Consider the following 16,341-nt stretch of genomic DNA (forward strand, 5'->3'; position numbering starts at 1 on the left):
GCGACTGGAGCAGCAGTTCACCCTTCCCAGATCGCGCTCCCACTTCTTCTCAAAAGTGAAGGAAAAGTTACAAGAAACGCAGGTTTGTTCGGCAGCTTTAGTTGAGCGTGCATCGTCACCATCCTGCCACCAGCGGATCATATCGCTGCCTCAGCGGACATTGGCGGTCAGACCGCCGCGTCTTTGCGCGACGCCACAGCGAGCGCCGTGATGAGTTCGTGAGGTATCGGTTTTGTTGGTGAGAAGGCGACACCAGTCTTGGATGCTTTAAGCTGGCTGCAGCGATATCGTCAGCATGCGCCTTGATCGCGCCTTTGCTAACATAGAGACCGCACTGTTTGCTGAACGCTCCGTAGCCCGCGATCATCACGCCTCCGGAAGTGAAACCCGGCATGCCGTACTGCATGACCTCTTCCGCGTCGGGAGGCGCTTGCTTCAAACGGTCACGAACGACGGCAAGTTGTGGCCGAAGCGCTTCCGGCGCCGCAGCTATGTATGCAGCATGGTCAAGTAACTCGGTCATGCTAGATCATCGACCATTGAATGTGCTCGCGCAAGCAGAGCTATGACGGCTTCGGTGCAACGACCGCCCAAAAGCTGCCCGTCCGCAACCCTCCCCATCTCAGTCACTGGCGTCCCGTCCAGCAACTGCGCTTGGGAAATGATTTCCTAAGACGTATTCGGGGCCGATTCCGGACGGTCTGATTTTGGGCGCCGAGGCCGAATAGCTGCCATTAAGCTGAGGCTGTTCTTAACGACCGCTTGCGATCCTTTTTCGGTCATTGAAACTCGTTTGCCTGGTGCTCGCAACGTGCCACCCGCAACAGACAGATGAATGAGGCGGGCTGCTGCGGCCTGCATCGGAGGGCAAAGACCCGATCACCTCAAAGGTTTGATCCGGGGCCTCGCGCGTCACTTCCATCGATCAAGGACGCGCTGCACAAAGGCGCGAAATGACGTGGGTCGTTGCCCTGTTACCTGTTCAACGCCCGACGTGGTGCAATCTTCAGCGCCTGCTGCGATGTGTGCGTCCAAAGCCGTGAGCGTTTTAGCATAGTTGGCCGGCAGGCCCTGCGACACCAGGCGCGCTGTCAGAGAGGCTGGGTCAAGAGATACATGGTGAACTGGCCGACCAAGAGCCGCAGCGATGATTGCCGCGGCATCGTCGTAGCTCAATGCGTCCGGTCCCGTCAGTAGAACGTCAGAGTTGAGGGGCGCTGCGGCAGTCAAGCACGCGGCGGCCGTGGCGGCGATGTCTTCGGCGTCGATGAAGCCGACACGTCCGGCGCCGGTCGCTGTGTAAATGGCCCCTTCTTCCCGGATCGTCCCGGCGTGGGGCCCTTCCGAGAAGTTCTGCATGAACCAAGACGGGCGCAGGACCGCCCAATCCGGCGCGCTCTTTGCCAACCATTCATGAACCTCACCCATCATGGGACCGCCGGGTTCCAAAAGCGACGAGCTGAGCAGAACGAAGCGCCGGACGCCGCGTGCCATCGCCGCCTCCAGTAAAGGTTGCATGACCGCCAAGTGGTCCGTGCGATCGGTCGGCGCTACAAGGTATACCGCATCGCATCCCTCGACGGCGGATGCAGAAGTTGGATCTGACCAATCGAAACGCCTGTCTTGGCGACCGTCCGGCGTGCGTGTGCCGATTGCGACGTTGATGCCAGCGGCACTCAAGCGAGACGCCACGCGACGTCCAGTCTTGCCTTTGCCACCGATAATGAGGACCCGCTCGACCATCACTGGGCTGCCCCAGCATATGCCGCGGCGGCGGCTTCCGTGCCCCCCAAAGCCGTCAGCACGATGAGCGGGTTCCAATAGTCGCGATAGCGCGCGATGCGCCCTTCGCGCAAAGTGACGACCGAAATATACACTTGGTCGTATGGAGCGCCCGTTTTCACACCCTGACCGGTGCAGGAAAACTCGAAGATCACTGTTTCGCCGACGGCATGAACATTGCCCAGGTGCATCGGCCCAAAGGTGAGCAATGGACCGAGTTTCTCGAGATGAGCCGCAAGGGCCGGTGTCCCTTCCAGTCGGCCGGGCAGCCCATCGGGCGCATAGGGAAACTCGAAGAGAACATCATCGGTGAACATGTCGAGCAAGCTGTCCGCAGGGGCGAGCCGTTCACCCAGTGCTGCGCGAAGCAGGTCGGAGAAGCTATCGAACTTGTCAGACATCATGAAACCTCATATGGACGGAACGGTAACGTATCGACGATATAGGAGGCGCTTCGTTGGAACGCAACCGTTCCGTCCTAAAAACCAGAAGAAGGCCGTCTGGAGCGGCTGTGAAGAGCGCTGCATTGACCGATACTCTTTACCGCGCATTCTTCGAAGAATGGGCGCAACGTGGCTTTGCTGCCATAAGTCTTGAACGCGTGGCTGCCAGAGCCGGGGCAGGCAAAGCGGCAATCTATCGCCGTTTCTCGTCGCACCACGAATTCGCAGCGGCGGCCGTGTCATCACTCGGGCTGAAGCTAGCCATGCCAGAAGACCACGGAAGTCTCGAAGCTGACGTTTTGGCTTTCCTAATCCGCCTGCGAGTGGTCTTTCGCCACCCAATAATCCGGCGCATCCTGCCGGATCTTCATGCCGAAGCTGCGCGGTCTGCTCCGATGCGGGAATTAAACACTCAGGTAGCGCATGCTCGCCGAGAGCAAGCTCAGGTCATTCTGGACCGCGCGATCAAGCGGGGCGAGTTGGATGCTGGCGTCGATCGGGACCTAGCGCTCGACTTGCTTCCGGCCCCGTTGTACTGGCGCATGGTGGTCCTGGGGGTAACCCCCACGCGCGATCAACTCGCCAGCGAAGCCGTCGCAATTGTGGCTGCACTAAAGGGTTCCGCTCGCCGGCGTTGACCAAACTCATTGCGCGTCATCGCTGCGAATGCATCCGCCCTACAGGGAGCAACGGGCTGCAATGGAACTGCAGAAGCCGTCCGATCCGGCGGGCGGCAGCAGAGATTGTTGGAACGCCTTACTCCTTGGCGTGACTTTCGATGAACGCCCTAGGCGACATGCCCCAATGGCGAACGAACGCCATGCCGAACGCGCTGGCCGATCCATAGCCGACCCGATGCGCAATTTCAGCGTTGGTCAGTTCACCGCGCAGCAGGAGGTCGCGCGCAACCGCCATTCGCCAGCGTACTGCATACTCCATGGGCGTGCAGCCAAGCGTGGCCTTGAATCGTTCGAAGAAGGCCGAACGTGACATTCCGGCTTCCTGTGCCAGCCCCCTCACATTCAGGGAGCTGTCTCTCGTGTTGTGGATCCGATTCAGCGCGGCGCCAAGCCTGGGGTCTGACAAGCCACGCACGAGACCAGGCGGAAGATCATGACTGGCGCTCGACCGCAGGGCCTCGATCATCAGGACTTCCAGCAGTCGATCAAGAATCATGGCACGGGCGGGCCGTTCGGCGCTTGTCTCATCGTAAATCATCATCACAAGTGCCGTGAACCGGTCTTGCCCACGCACGTGGATCATCTGCGGCAGCACGGAGAGAAGAAGTGCCTTGTCGGGCGCGTCGAACCGGCAATGGCCGACAAGGGCTCGCATCTCGACGGGGCTATCGGGCGGCCCAAGGCGGAACATGCCCGGTCCGGTCTCGAGCGGAAGCCTGGCCACGCCAGGTGGCGGCGGGACTTCGCTGGTCATCGTGAAGCTGTTGAGCTCCGGTACAATCACGAAGTCCCCTGCCCTCAGCAGGATCGGCTTTTGCCGCTCAACGATTAGTCGTGCGCACCCATCGACAATGGCGGCATAGAACGGGCTCGCCATGTCGGTGCGTTCGACCTGCCAGCGCCCTCCGGCCACGACCATCTTGGAGATGTCCGGTCGAGGTTTGAGAAGGGCAACAACGCTGGCCAGCGGGTCTGGTGCGACTTCGGGCATGCATTCGGACTTTCGATGAATCATAACGGACTGCACAACATGGCAAGTCCAAGCATTGAGGTCTATCTCGCGGTTTCACAAACAAGGAGAGACCAATGCCCCGAATCCTCATCACAGGCTGTTCGTCAGGCTTCGGACGGGCCATCGCCACGCGGTTCCTCGACGAAGGCTGGGAGGTCATAGCGACGATGCGATCGCCATCAGCCGAGGGATTGCCTCTCTCTGACCGTCTCCGCATCGTCCCGCTCGACGTGACCAAGCCGCACAGCATCGAGGCAGCGCTGGCCGAAGCGGACCACATCGATGCGCTGGTCAACAATGCCGGCGTTGGTATGTTAAACGTGCTGGAAGGCGCGGACATCGACAGGGCACGCGAGCTTTTCGAGATCAACGTGCTCGGCACCATGGCGATGTCACGGGCAGTCATGCCGGGAATGCGCCAGCGCCGAAGCGGTGTCATCGTGAACATTAGCTCCAGCGTGACGTTGCGCCCGCTGCCGGCCCTGTCGATCTACTCGGCAAGCAAGGCGGCGGTGAACGCCTTCACAAGAAGCTTCGCCCTTGAAGCCGCCGAATTCGGCGTGCGCGCTCGCCTCGTGCTGCCTGGCAGCGCGCCAGAGACTTCATTCGGCCGGAACGCCGTGGCGCGGATGGGTATGGATGTGCCCGCGGCTTACGGCACCTTCGTGCAAGCCTATTTTCAGGTGATGCGGCATGCGACGGACAAGACGACGGCTCTTGATGTGTCGAATGCCGTCTGGCGCGCCGTTACCGATGTCGACTCCCCGATGATGCTGCCTGCCGGGCCCGACGCGCATGCATTGTTCCAGAATGCGGGTAGCGCAGCAGCTTAACGCCTGCTGCCCAAAGGTGGCCGTGGCGGAAGCCGTCGCCCGCCGTGGCTGCTCAAGGAGACGCAATGAACCGATTGATCGACCTCGCTTTGCATCTACCGACACCCGAACCAGCATTGACCGTCGCTTACACGCCGATCCGGTTGAGCCTGCCAAACCGTCCGGCCTTAGAGCTCCGGCTGACCGCGCCGGCTTCAGGCCGGGACCGTCCTCTCGTGCTATTTTCTCACGGATACGGGCCGTCGCAGTATATCCCCTCCAAGGACGGTTACGCACCGTTGATCCAGTTCTGGGCAGAACGAGGACTGGCAATCATCCAGCCGACCCATGCAAGCTCTCGGCTTGGCGGGCTCGGTCCCGGGCAGCCAGAAGCACCATTCTACTGGCGCGAACGGGTGGCTGAAATGCAAGCGGTCCTTGACCGCCTTGACGAGGTGGAGCGACAGGCACCGGCCGTGGCGGGACGCTTGGACCGTAGCCGGATCGCCGTGGCCGGGCACTCTTTTGGAGGCCATACCTCGGCTCTTTTGCTTGGCGCGCGACTCCAGGATGAGGATTTCTCGGACCCGCGCATCGGCGCAGGCGTCCTGCTGGCCGCACCGGGCCGGGGTGGAGACGACCTCACGGCCGAAAGCGCCGCTCGTTTTCCCTTCTTCGACGTGGATTTAGGCACGATTCGAAAGCCACTCATTGTGGTCTGCGGGGCAGACGACAACCCACACTTCACGCCGCGCGGTCCCGAATGGCATGCCGACGCTTTTACCGACGCCCCCGGGGCGGAAGCCCTATTAACCATCGCTGGGGTGGGCCACGGCCTCGGAGGTATTGCCGGCCTTGATGCCAAGGAGACCGAGGCTGAAGTACCCGATGCGCTCGAAACAGTGCGACGCCTCACATTCGCTTGGTTGTCCAAGCGCATGGGCATCAACACGGAGCTTTGGGAAAAGGGCCGAGCGGCTCTGGGTGGTGATGCTTCGAGACTGGCAGCTCTTATTGAAAAAGTAAGATAGTCGCAGCCCCAATCTCTCACGATTGCGGCCGACCTATCCATATCCATCGGCGGCTCTCGGAAATCGCGGATATTTGTCCAGTACTCCAACGGGCGCACGGCCCCCATTTGAATGTATTCGGCCAGATGAATCGGCGCTGGCTTGAATTCGCCACTCAGAATTGAACGGTTGGCCCTCCCGCCCCGATTGCCAGCAGCGGATTTCGATGGGGAATGGCCCCCCCTACTCCGATCTTCAAGTGACCGGCCGTAGATGAAGGTGGTGAGGCTCGGGCAACCAAGAAACGCTTGCGTGGTGACCGCGTTCGTTATGCGAGGTATGCTGTGCGTCTGGCGCTACAGCTGCGGCAACCTAGCTGTCCACAGCAGCCTCAAACCATCTCCACGAACAACGTCTCAATCATCGAGATCACGTGTCGCAATCCACGGTCGGCAGATTGCCGGCTATGCCAAGCGATCTGCAGAGGAAATCCCGTAATGGGGATTGGCGGCGTCACCGCAAGAAGAGCATCGTGTTGATGCCAGCGGAGGCTGTGCGCCGGCAGGAGCGCAAGAAGAGAGGTGCGCGCAAGTAAGCCGGGAACAAGTTGAAACGCTGGCACCACTAACCCGACCTGACGTTGACAACCTATGGCAGCCAGTTGCGCATCAAGCGGTGTGCGCATCTCGCCTTGGCCGGAAACGACCACATGAGGCCAGGCGAGCCAAGCATCGAGGTCGAAGCCTCTGGCTGCAGGATGATCTCGTCGCATCGCAACGACATAGGTTTCTTCCAGCAGTGTGCGTCGCTCGATTTCCTCCTCGACCCGACCGAAAACCGAAATCGCAATGTCCGTATCGCCGTTTCGCAACGCCGAAGCTGCTGCAGCCGCGCCGTGCCACGGCTGGAAAACGACAGAGACGTGCGGCGCCATCCGCTCAAGATTCTCCAGAAGCGGTTCTGCGATCATAGCGATCGGCAGGTCTGCCGCAGTGACCCTAAGGACGCGCTGCAGTTCAGCAAGTGGAACCTCCGCCGGATCGATCAGATCCTGAACCCCCGCAAGCAGCGATTTTAGTGGACCACGCAAGGCATCGGCACGCGGAGTGCGATGCATGGTGCCGCGTCCGCGGTCTAGGAGCTCGTCCCCCAGAAGGTGCCGGCAACGCTGCAACGCAGACGAAACCGCCGGCTGCGACAGGTTCAGCCTCCGCGCCGCGCGGCTGACATGCGCTTCGTCCAGCAGCACGTCGAGAATGACGAGAAGGTTGAGATCGACGGCCCGTAAATTCATGACGACGATAATAGAATAGAATGCATATCGATTGGAATGATTTTCCGTGACCTTCTAGCTTTTGTTCCACAGCCCGGATGCACAGGAGACCGCGATGCCCGGAACACTCATTCTTGTCTTTCACCGCGACCTTGCCGCTTCGAGGGCCAATTCCGCCCTCGCCGCTGCAGCCCGCACCCTGCCGCGTGTCGAGATCGTCGATATGCAGGCGCGATACCCCGAAGCTCGGATTGACCTCGAAACCGACGCGGCACGGGATGCTCAGATGCTGCTCGACGCCGACCGGATCGTGCTGCAGTTCCCGATCCAGTGGTATTCCACACCGTCCCTGCTAAAATCCTGGCAGGATGCGGTCCTGACCCGCATGTACTACCTCGAGCGCGAGGCCGAGGGTGACCGGCTGGCCGGAACGCCGATGATGATCGCAGCGACTGCCGGGAACATCCCGGCCGCCTACGCACGTAGCGGACAGAACCACTTCACGATCGACGAGATCCTCACCCCCCTCAAGGCAACCGCGTATCGCTGCGACCTGCCTTGGCACCCACCGCATCTTGTCTTCACCGCCGACCGGCTCTCGGATGAGGCGCTTTCCAGAGCCGCCGACGACTATCGCCGGGCACTTGCAGGCTTCATCGCCGCAACTTCATCCAAGAACCCCACACATGGGATTGTCTAAGAAATGGAAACGCTGAAACACGATACGCTTCATGACCTCGAGCACGGCACACCCGCCCTGTTCATCTGGTCCGCCCGTGCCTTACCTGCATTGCTCGGCGCACAATTTTTTCTTGCCGGACAAGCCCTCTTCGGTGAGATGTCCTGGGATCTCCACGGCCTTGTCGGCGCGATTGTCGGGCTGCCCGTCCTTGTCCTTGCCGGCGGTGCGATTGCACTGCCGCGACTGCGAGGTTTTGGCTGGTGGGCCGGGCTGACGCTGATCCTTTACGTCGCGCAGGTCGGGCTTGCCATGGCAGACACCGGAGCACTTGCCTTTCATCCCTTTAATGGTGCGCTTCTGCTGACCTCGGCGATCGTTATGCTCGCCAAGGTCGAGCGCCGCCGACGCATCACCGCTGACATCCCAAGAAACCCGAAATGACCCTATCGAGACGCCAGATCCTGCGCATGGCTAGCGGACTTGCAGCCGCGACCGTCGCCAGCTCGCTCACCACATTCCGCTCGCTTGCCGAGAGTGCGGGGGTGCCGGGCTTTCTCACCGGCCATTTCCGGCCGGTGAATGCCGCGGTGCTCATTCCTCAACGATCCCAATGGCGAACGTGGTCGATCAGCGCCCGGAGCTTCGGCGCCATGTTCTGTCGCTGCGGAAAATAGAGGTAGAAGCCTGCGAAAGGCGGCAGGTAGTCCTCGAGCAAAGGGACCAACCGGCCGCTGGCGAAATGATCCCTCATACAATCCCATGGCGCAAAGGTAATGCCGCCACCCGCCAGCGCCGTGCGCAACATCAAACGCAGGTCGTTGGTCGTCACCTGCGGATTCACCATCACATCGAAGGGTTTGCCATGCTCTTCGAACTCCCACCGCCATGGTGCGGTATTGGGGGCCGGCCGCCAGCCGATGCAGCGGTGAAGAAGCAGGTCGCGTGGATGCGAGGGGACGCCATGCCGAGCGAGGTAGGCGGGCGTGGCCGCCGCTACCTCGCGTTGCGGGCTGCTGACGGGCACGGCGATCATGTCCTGTTCGATGACTTCGCCAAGCCGAATGCCCGCGTCGTAGCCACGCGCCACGATGTCGAACTCGTCGTCCGTCACGGTCACGTCAAGTGTGACCTGTGGGTGCGCCTCCGCAAAGCGCGCGAGCAGCGGTCCCGCCAAGAAATCTTCCGCAATCGAGGTGACGGCCAACCGCAGCCGGCCACGCGGGATGTTCTCGCGGGTCTCCAGCGCAGTCTGCACTGCGGCCATCGGCGCACGCAGGTTCTCGACCAGCCGTTCCCCGGCTTCCGTCAGTCGGACCGAACGAGTCGTGCGCATTACCAGGTGGACGCCCAGAGCATCCTCCAGCCGCCGCACGCCTTGGCTGACGGCGGAACGCGTCAGGCCGAGCCGGTCGGCGGCAGCGCGAAAGTTGGGTTCCTCGGCCACGGCAAGGAGCAGCGGCAGAAGGTTCAGGTCCATCCAAGGGCCTCCATTGTCCAGCGTTGTTAACCGCTCAGTCCAGTAAATGCGCAATACCGTGGACAGAGCGTAGCGTCCATCTTCCTTCGTGAAACAGGCTGAACAGGAGAAAGCCATGGACAAGGTCATTCTCATCACCGGCGCTTCGAGCGGCATCGGCGAAGGGGTCGCGCGCGAGCTTGCAGCGTTTGGCGCGAAGGTTCTTATGGGTGCACGACGCAAGGAGCGTCTGGATCAGATCGCCGAAGACATAAGGGGCGGGGGCGGCGTAGTCGCGACATACGCGCTCGATGTCACCGACATTGCCTCCATGCAAGAGTTTGCACAGATAGCACTCGACCTATGGGGACGCATCGACGTGTTGGTGAACAATGCCGGCGTCATGCCGCTGTCCCCCATGTCCGCCGTCAAGTTCGACGAGTGGGAGCGAATGGTGGACGTGAACATCAAGGGTGTGCTGTGGGGGATCGGTGCCGTCCTGCCGGTAATGGAGCGTCAGGGCGAAGGCCAGATCATCAATATCGGCTCCATTGGCGCACTGCAGGCCGTACCCACAGCCGCCGTTTATTGCGGCACCAAATTCGCCGTTCGCGCGATTTCGGACGGGCTGCGCCAGGAAAGCAGCGCCATCCGTGTCACCTGCGTGAACCCGGGCGTCGTGGAAAGCGAACTCGCATCGACCATCACCCACAAGGAGACCCGGACGCTCATCGACGATTATCGCTCCATCGCGTTGAAGCCGGCTGACATCGCCCGCGCCGTGCGCCAGATCATCGAAGCCCCGTCGAGCGTCGACACGACCGAGATCACCATCCGTCCCACCGCATCAGCGAATTGAGGTCCCCAATGACGAGATCGACCATGCTCAGCGCTGCGCTGCTGACAATTGGCGCTGAGTTCGCACGAGCGGATACCTCCAATTCCTATGTCGGTATTTGGGTCACCGCCGACAATCGCATCCGACACGAACTGCTACCCAACGGCCGATACGTTGAGGCTCGCGGTGAGCGGGAACGCGCCTACGAAGGGCGCTACGAGGTAACAGGCACACATATCGAATACTGGGACGACACCGGCTTCACTGCCGACGGCGACTTTGTGGAGCCGGACGTGCTGCATCATGCCGGCATGGTGCTCTATCGCAAGTGATCACTATTGCAGCGATCGCTGATCGTCATGCCAGCGGCCGATGGCGTTCTAAAGGGGGTCCCTACCCTCTTGTGCAACGTGTCACTAAGTGACATATTCTCTCAGTCACTTAGTGACTCGACCGATCTTCCCGGTCGCCGTCATTCAACCAAATACGGAAAAATTGCCCATGAAAGTGCCCGGCTCTCTGAAGATGTAAGAAGAGCACTCTCCCAAGAAGAGCGCTGCGAATCGTCCAGTTCAGCGAAGCGACGAGCGAATGGAGCCTTAGATTGACGGATGGATCGAAACTGGAACAGGCCCGGCTTGAGGTATCCCGGCATGCAGCAAGGTTGTTCTGGGAGAAGGGCTTTGATGCGACGAGCGGCGATGAAATCGCTGCAGCAGCCGGCATTTCAAAGCGAACTGTTTGGCGATACTTCCGGTCTAAGGAAGCCTGTGTTGAGCCGGTGCTGAAAGTCGGCGAACTTCGCTTTGCGGCAATGCTCAAGCAGTGGCCAAAAGCTGAGAGCATTGACACGTTTCTAGCACGGTCAATGGATGCATTCATATCCGAGGATGCCTTCGTTCAGGACGCGATCGCTGCCATCCGGATTCTCTCGATCCTGCATCGTGAGCCAGCCCTCCGCTCGGCTTGGCTAATGGCATGTCACGAGTCTGAGATGGAGCTTGTCGGTATCGTCGCGGAGCGGGCGTCACTGAGCAAAGACAACTTCGAGGTCAAACTCTGTGCGGCGGCCATCACATCAGCCGTGCGTCTCGTGGACGAAGAAATCAGCTCGGCCGTCATCAACGGCGGAATTCGTGTGAGTTCAGAAGAAGCAACTGCCCGCATCGTCTCGGCAATCCGGGCGGCCGCGATACTACCCATCTGCGACCCCGTCGTCTGACGGGCTGCGTAGGCAGAGCCACACGGCGCTCCCACCGACGACAAGGATACGACATCATGACAGCAAGAGTGACCCGGATCGCCGGGCGCACGCCAACACGCGCATCGTGCCGAAAGATGCCTGAACGGATCAGCTGGCCTTCGATGACAAGGCCTCTCCGAGGCGCAGTGACCGCGCTGCTTTTTCCTATCGTCCAAGCCGCTGCAGAGGAGAATGTGCCGATGATCTATCCGGAAACCCGCCAGGCGGACACGGCAGAGGTGCATTTTGGCGTCACGATCGCGGACCCATTCCGCTGGCTGGAGAATGACCCACGTCAGGATGCAGAGGTGGCACGGTGGCTTGAGGCGCAAAATGCGCTCTCGAGGCCCTATCTCGAGGCTCTGCCTGGACAGCAGGTTTTCAAGCGCCGACTGACGGCGATGTTCGACCATGAAACCTTGCTTCCCCCTGTCGAGCGCGCGGGAAAGTATTTCCTTATCCGCAACGGCGGCCTCGATAACCAGCCGCAACTCTTGATGCGGCAAGGCGCGGACGGCGCGAACCGCATCCTGATCGACCCCAATATTTGGTCCAGAGACGGCACCCTAGCACTGGCCGAATGGGCGACCTCCAGCGATGGCGCGTTTGTGGCTTTTGCCTTGCAGGATGGTGGGTCAGACTGGCGGACCATTTACGTGATGGATACATCGACAGGAGAGATGCTGGACGACAAGGTCGAATGGGCGCGGTTCACCACCATCGCCTGGCATCCGGATGGTTCTGGGTTCTACTACTCCCGGTTTCCTGAGCCTGAGGAGGGTGCAGCCTTCAGCACCAGCATTGAAGGCCACGCCGTCTATTTCCATCGGCTTGGTTCGGACCAGTCGGAAGATCGGCTCATACATGCGCCAATACCGGGGCGCTCACTGTTGCACACGGCCGATGTCACACCGGATGGCCGGTATCTCATCGTTTACTCGTCGGCGCTTACGGGCGGGGTCGCGGTGACTGTAACGGACCTCACATCCGAAACCCAGCAACCAAGAATAATTGTTAAAAGCTACGATGATCGTTGGGTGCTGTTGGGGAACGTCGGCACAAAACTCTTCTTCGCGACCCAAGAGGATGCTCCTCGTGGTCGTATCGTGACGATGGACCTGTCAGAGGCGCGGCCCGAGTTTTCCGAACTGATCCGAGAACGGACCGATGCGGTTCTACGAGAGGGCGGATCTGCGCTTCTTGGCGACCGGATTGTCCTGTCGTATACGATCGACGTCCAGTCCCGCGTCGAGCGCTATCGGCTTGACGGGACATTCGATGGCAATGTGTCGTTACCTGGTCCTGGCAGCACCGGGATCGTCCAAGGTCGTCCCGGCGAGAACGAGGCATTCTTCGCCTTCACCAGCTATGATGCGCCGCTGACCGTGCTCCGCCTTGACGTAGAAGCTAACAGCACCACAGTCTGGTCAGAACCCAAGATTGCGGTGGATCTCGACGATATCGTCGTCGAACCACAATTCTACACTTCGAGGGACGGCACTCGGATACCCCTGTTTGTCGTCAGGCGCAAAGAGCTCAACGGTCCGGCACCGACTATGCTCAGCGCGTATGGTGGTTTCGGGATCAGCATGGTGCCACATTTCTCGCCCACCGCGCTGGCTTGGGTCGAGCAGGGCGGCGTCTATGCCGTAGCGAACATCCGTGGTGGTGGTGAATACGGTCAGGCGTGGCATCATGCCGGGCGACGCGCGAACAAACCGAACGCGTTCGACGACTTTATTGCCGCCGGTGAGCATCTGATCGATCAAGGCATCACGCCGACTGACGGGCTGGCGATACAGGGAGAATCCAATGGCGGATTGCTGATCGGAGCGGTCGTCAACCAACGTCCTGATCTGTTCGCGGCAGCCCTGCCCGGAGTGGGTGTCCTCGACATGCTGCGCTTTGACCGCTTCACGAGTGGCGCAGCCTGGGCCGAGGAATTCGGCAGCCCCCATGTGGAGCGCGAGTTCCACACCTTGCTCTCCTATTCGCCCTTGCACACCATTGGCGAGAGTGAGCCCTACCCGGCAATCCTCGTCACCACGGCAGACACCGATAACAGGGTGGTTCCAGCTCATTCGTTCAAGTACGCGGCCACTCTGCAGGCCGCAGACATTGGGGAACGACCGCACCTTTTGCGAGTAGAAACCCGAGCAGGCCACGGTGCCGGCAAACCGACAGATATGGTCATAGCAGAGTACGCTGACATGTGGACCTTTGCCGCCCACTGGACCGGGCTCGCGATTGTAGAAGGCGACTGAGGCATCAAACCTGCAACGGCTGTCTCAGGCTTCACATCATCCTGATCGGTGGGATGGACTGATCGAGGCTCGCTCGGAAAGATCTTCGCCTCTTCCATCTGCATAATGTGTCCGCGCCCGAGACGAACGGAGCTAGGCACCTCCGCAAAGGAGCACGTGCATCGACACAGGCGCGTAGTGCAGCGAGGACGTAAGCAATCTAGGACGTAAAATGAGAGTACTTCTCGTTGAAGACGAGGCCGAATTCGCCAAGGCCTTGCGCGGCGCGCTTGAACGCGACCAGTTCGTCGTCGACTGGGTGGCAGGATTGTCTCTCGCCAGCGAAGCATCACGGTCTGGCGTCCACGATCTCGTTCTGCTCGATCGCACGCTGCCCGACGGCGATGGCCTGAGCCTGATTCCACAACTGCGTATCGACACTCCGGGCGTCCCGATCATCGTGTTAAGCGCGCGCGGCGAACTGAGCGACCGGGTGGCCGGGCTAGACGATGGTGCCGACGATTACCTGGTGAAACCCTTCGACCTAGAGGAAATGCTCGCTCGCATTCGGGCCGTGCGGCGCCGCCCGAATGAACTTGCACCAGACGAGATTGTTGTCGGTGACCTCGTATTCGATATGGCTCATGGCGAAGCGATAGTGCGCGGAACGCGGTTGAATCTGCGGAGACGAGAAGTGAGGGTGCTTACAGCACTGCTTCGCCGCCGCGGGCGTGCTGTCCTCCGCGAGTCCATTGAGGAAGTGGTCTACGGCTTCGACGATACGATCCAGTCGAACATACTCGATTCTCACGTCTCCCGCCTGCGTCGAAAACTCAGCGATTCAGGCGCCGGCGTCGAGATCCACACAGTAAGAGGAGTGGGCTATCTGCTCAAAGAAATGGATTGAAGCACCGTCAGCCATCATTGAAGTTTCGCCTAATCAGCAGGCAACTGATCCTCCAGTTCCTGACGGTCGTGGCTGCCGCCCTCGGCTTCATTGTCTTCATCGTGAGTTCGGCTCCCGATGGGATGTATGTCGAGGAGGCCGTTGTAAAGGTCGCCGCAAACTCGATCGTTTGGGATGCGGCTGGAGCTCCGATGGTGAAAGTGACACCCGAGTTGGCGAAACTTCAAGAGGAGTCGCCCGACCTTTGGTTCGCTGCCAGGCTGAGCGACACCAATTTGGTTACCTTCGGGCAAGTACCTGCTGAGTACGCCCCCCTTATCCCCCATCTCGACAAACTGTCCTCGGCAGACATACGTGGGCAGTTCGAGCCCTTTACCCTTTCCGCCGTCGTCCGCCAGGTAGCTGGTCCCTTAGGCGACATGAAGATTATTGCGCATGGTCGGGTCACCCCCTTCACAGCGCTCATCACAATGGCATCCAATATGGTGGCAGCCGCGATTTTCCTCGCACTGGCTCTGGTCTCCATCGTCGCGACGCCAATGATCGTCAGACGAGCTTTGGCCGGCATCACCAAGACTGCGGAAGAAGCAGCGCGGATCGACGTCGGGCGTCGCGGCATCCGCCTTTCGGAGGACAGAGTTCCACGGGAGATTGGCCCGCTCGTCCGAGCTGTCAATGAAGCTTTTGATCGCCTCGATGCCGGATATGATCGTCAGAACCGCTTCATCGCGTCGGCCGCACATGAGCTGCGCACGCCAATCGCAATTTTGAGAATGAAGATCGATGCCACGAGCGACAAAAGTCTGCGGGCGCTCTCGCTCGACCTCTCCCGGCTTGGAACGCTGTCGGAGCAATTGCTCGATCTTCATCGGCTGGAGAATGACGCGCCAAGGGACCGGATCGACCTGGTTGCGCTTGCCCGCAGCGTCGCTGCGGATCAGGCACCTTTGCTGATCGCTGTGAACAAGGCAATCGGAGTGGTCGTAGAGCAGCCTGGGGTGATACTGGGCAATCCGAGCTCGATAGAGCGCGCGCTCGCAAATCTCATTCAGAATGCTGTCGAGCATGGCGGGGACGAGGTGATCGTGCGGGTCGACGGTTCCTCCGTGGAAGTGGAGGACAACGGACCCGGCATACCTGGAGAGGAACACGAACGGGTGCTTGAACCCTTCTATCGGCTAAGGCCGCGGGCCTCAGGTACTGGTCTTGGGCTCAATCTGGTGAAGCAGGTCTTGGACCACCATTGCGGCCGCGTCACCATCACAGCGGCGCCCGCCGGAGGCACGATCGTCCGGTTGGATTTCCCCTCGATCAAGGACTGGCCGCCCGGAAATTGTTGATGCAACTCCTGCGTCTATTCGAGCGAGATGGTACTCGGGCACGGGCATGACGTCCGCATGACCCTGCCCGTCTCGATCATGGTCAGCCTTCTCGTCGTGTTCTCTTTCCGCCAACAACAAGAAGGGTCGGTCTGACCCCCGCGCCGCCCTGCACTGCCTCCATACCGGGATGATCGTCATCGCGTCGGCGCTCGGCCTCGCAGCGATGCAGGAATGGCGCGCGTAGTGATGGCTGAAAAAGCATACTCGGCTGTTCAGCGCGCATTTTTCGATCTCAGACAATGTTGCCGCAATGTGTGCCTGCTTCTTGGCGCCGTGATGACGGATTTTCGGGGCACCGCTTCGCCCTCTTTGTGCCGCCGAGAAAACGTCCAACCTCAATTTACAAGGAGATTAACAGAATGCTTAGACACCCTTCCGCCAAACATCGTGGGTCTGCGATAACCATCTTCTCCATCGCCCTGATCGGCCTCGCTGTAACGGGCTGCGTGTCCGCGCAAGAAGGGCAGTACAGGGACGCGGGCACCTGCGAAAGCTTTGGGGCTCCCTTTGGGTCTCGCGCTTATACAAACTGCATGCTGGAACAACAGGCACGGCGGGACAACGCACAGCGGGATTCG

General features: G+C 60.4%; 17 protein-coding genes and 1 pseudogene. 11 read left to right on the top strand and 7 right to left on the bottom strand.

Annotated features, from left to right (window positions below):
- Positions 1–45: 45 nt before the first annotated feature.
- From PU133_RS16370 to PU133_RS16385, 4 genes and pseudogenes are all read right to left on the bottom strand, one after another.
- A pseudogene (locus tag PU133_RS16370) lies at positions 46–141 on the bottom strand (hypothetical protein); the annotation flags it as partial.
- Positions 116–523 carry an iron chaperone gene (locus PU133_RS16375; RefSeq protein WP_404862540.1) on the bottom strand — a complete coding sequence of 136 codons (408 nt, stop codon included), beginning with the start codon at positions 521–523 and terminating at the stop codon, positions 116–118. The gene PU133_RS16375 and the pseudogene PU133_RS16370, both read right to left, overlap by 26 nt.
- Before the next feature lie 389 nt (positions 524–912).
- Complete coding sequence (locus tag PU133_RS16380; protein ID WP_404862541.1) at positions 913–1,743, bottom strand: NAD(P)H-binding protein; 831 nt, start codon at positions 1,741–1,743, stop codon at positions 913–915.
- Positions 1,743–2,186, bottom strand: a complete 444-nt coding sequence (locus PU133_RS16385; protein WP_245451341.1) for a nuclear transport factor 2 family protein — start codon at positions 2,184–2,186, stop codon at positions 1,743–1,745. The genes PU133_RS16380 and PU133_RS16385 overlap by 1 nt, the downstream gene beginning before the upstream one ends.
- Before the next feature lie 122 nt (positions 2,187–2,308).
- Between PU133_RS16385 and PU133_RS16390 the strand changes: the two genes are divergently transcribed.
- Entirely contained in the window at positions 2,309–2,863 is a 555-nt protein-coding gene (locus PU133_RS16390) for a TetR-like C-terminal domain-containing protein (RefSeq protein WP_404862542.1), read from the top strand.
- A 118-nt stretch (positions 2,864–2,981) separates the two neighbouring features.
- Here the strand turns inward: PU133_RS16390 and PU133_RS16395 are convergent, their stop codons facing one another.
- On the bottom strand, positions 2,982–3,896 hold the full coding sequence (locus tag PU133_RS16395) for an AraC family transcriptional regulator (protein WP_404862543.1): 915 nt from the start codon (positions 3,894–3,896) through the stop codon (positions 2,982–2,984).
- Positions 3,897–3,991: 95 nt separating this feature from the next.
- Here PU133_RS16395 and PU133_RS16400 point away from each other — a divergent pair, with 95 nt between their 5' ends.
- Both PU133_RS16400 and PU133_RS16405 read left to right on the top strand, forming a co-directional pair.
- Positions 3,992–4,750: an SDR family oxidoreductase gene (locus tag PU133_RS16400; protein WP_404862544.1), complete on the top strand. Its 759-nt coding sequence runs from the start codon at positions 3,992–3,994 to the stop codon at positions 4,748–4,750.
- Between the two features lie 65 nt (positions 4,751–4,815).
- On the top strand, positions 4,816–5,760 hold the full coding sequence (locus PU133_RS16405) for an alpha/beta hydrolase family protein (protein ID WP_404862545.1): 945 nt from the start codon (positions 4,816–4,818) through the stop codon (positions 5,758–5,760).
- Between the two features lie 370 nt (positions 5,761–6,130).
- On the opposite strand, the gene PU133_RS16410 is transcribed toward PU133_RS16405, so the two are convergent.
- Positions 6,131–6,988: a LysR family transcriptional regulator gene (locus PU133_RS16410; RefSeq protein ID WP_404862546.1), complete on the bottom strand. Its 858-nt coding sequence runs from the start codon at positions 6,986–6,988 to the stop codon at positions 6,131–6,133.
- A 139-nt stretch (positions 6,989–7,127) separates the two neighbouring features.
- On the opposite strand from PU133_RS16410, the gene PU133_RS16415 reads away from it, so the two are divergent.
- Both PU133_RS16415 and PU133_RS16420 read left to right on the top strand, forming a co-directional pair.
- Positions 7,128–7,712, top strand: coding sequence for an NAD(P)H-dependent oxidoreductase (locus tag PU133_RS16415; RefSeq protein WP_404862547.1), 585 nt, complete (start codon positions 7,128–7,130; stop codon positions 7,710–7,712).
- Positions 7,713–7,715: 3 nt separating this feature from the next.
- A complete protein-coding gene (locus PU133_RS16420; RefSeq protein ID WP_404862548.1) occupies positions 7,716–8,135 on the top strand; it encodes a DUF6220 domain-containing protein in 420 nt (139 codons plus the stop codon).
- 157 nt (positions 8,136–8,292) lie between these two features.
- Here the strand turns inward: PU133_RS16420 and PU133_RS16425 are convergent, their stop codons facing one another.
- Positions 8,293–9,171, bottom strand: coding sequence for a LysR substrate-binding domain-containing protein (locus tag PU133_RS16425; protein WP_404862549.1), 879 nt, complete (start codon positions 9,169–9,171; stop codon positions 8,293–8,295).
- 115 nt (positions 9,172–9,286) lie between these two features.
- On the opposite strand from PU133_RS16425, the gene PU133_RS16430 reads away from it, so the two are divergent.
- The 6 genes from PU133_RS16430 (at position 9,287) to PU133_RS16455 (ending at position 15,721) form a co-directional block, all read left to right on the top strand.
- On the top strand, positions 9,287–10,009 hold the full coding sequence (locus PU133_RS16430; RefSeq protein ID WP_126011260.1) for an SDR family oxidoreductase: 723 nt from the start codon (positions 9,287–9,289) through the stop codon (positions 10,007–10,009).
- Positions 10,010–10,032: 23 nt separating this feature from the next.
- Entirely contained in the window at positions 10,033–10,320 is a 288-nt protein-coding gene (locus tag PU133_RS16435) for an Atu4866 domain-containing protein (RefSeq protein WP_404864569.1), read from the top strand.
- Positions 10,321–10,592: 272 nt separating this feature from the next.
- The gene (locus PU133_RS16440) at positions 10,593–11,210 is read left to right on the top strand and encodes a TetR/AcrR family transcriptional regulator (protein WP_404862550.1); all 618 of its coding nucleotides are present in this window, start codon (positions 10,593–10,595) and stop codon (positions 11,208–11,210) included.
- A gap of 56 nt (positions 11,211–11,266) precedes the next feature.
- Positions 11,267–13,495, top strand: coding sequence for a prolyl oligopeptidase family protein (locus PU133_RS16445; RefSeq protein WP_404862551.1), 2,229 nt, complete (start codon positions 11,267–11,269; stop codon positions 13,493–13,495).
- A 211-nt stretch (positions 13,496–13,706) separates the two neighbouring features.
- Positions 13,707–14,381, top strand: a complete 675-nt coding sequence (locus tag PU133_RS16450; protein ID WP_404862552.1) for a response regulator — start codon at positions 13,707–13,709, stop codon at positions 14,379–14,381.
- Complete coding sequence (locus PU133_RS16455) at positions 14,378–15,721, top strand: sensor histidine kinase (RefSeq protein ID WP_404862553.1); 1,344 nt, start codon at positions 14,378–14,380, stop codon at positions 15,719–15,721. Before PU133_RS16450 ends, PU133_RS16455 begins: the two co-directional genes overlap by 4 nt.
- The last annotated feature ends 620 nt before the right edge of the window (positions 15,722–16,341 follow it).

Source organism: Georhizobium sp. MAB10 (genome assembly GCF_045012825.1).
Classification (GTDB): domain Bacteria; phylum Pseudomonadota; class Alphaproteobacteria; order Rhizobiales; family Rhizobiaceae; genus Georhizobium; species Georhizobium profundi.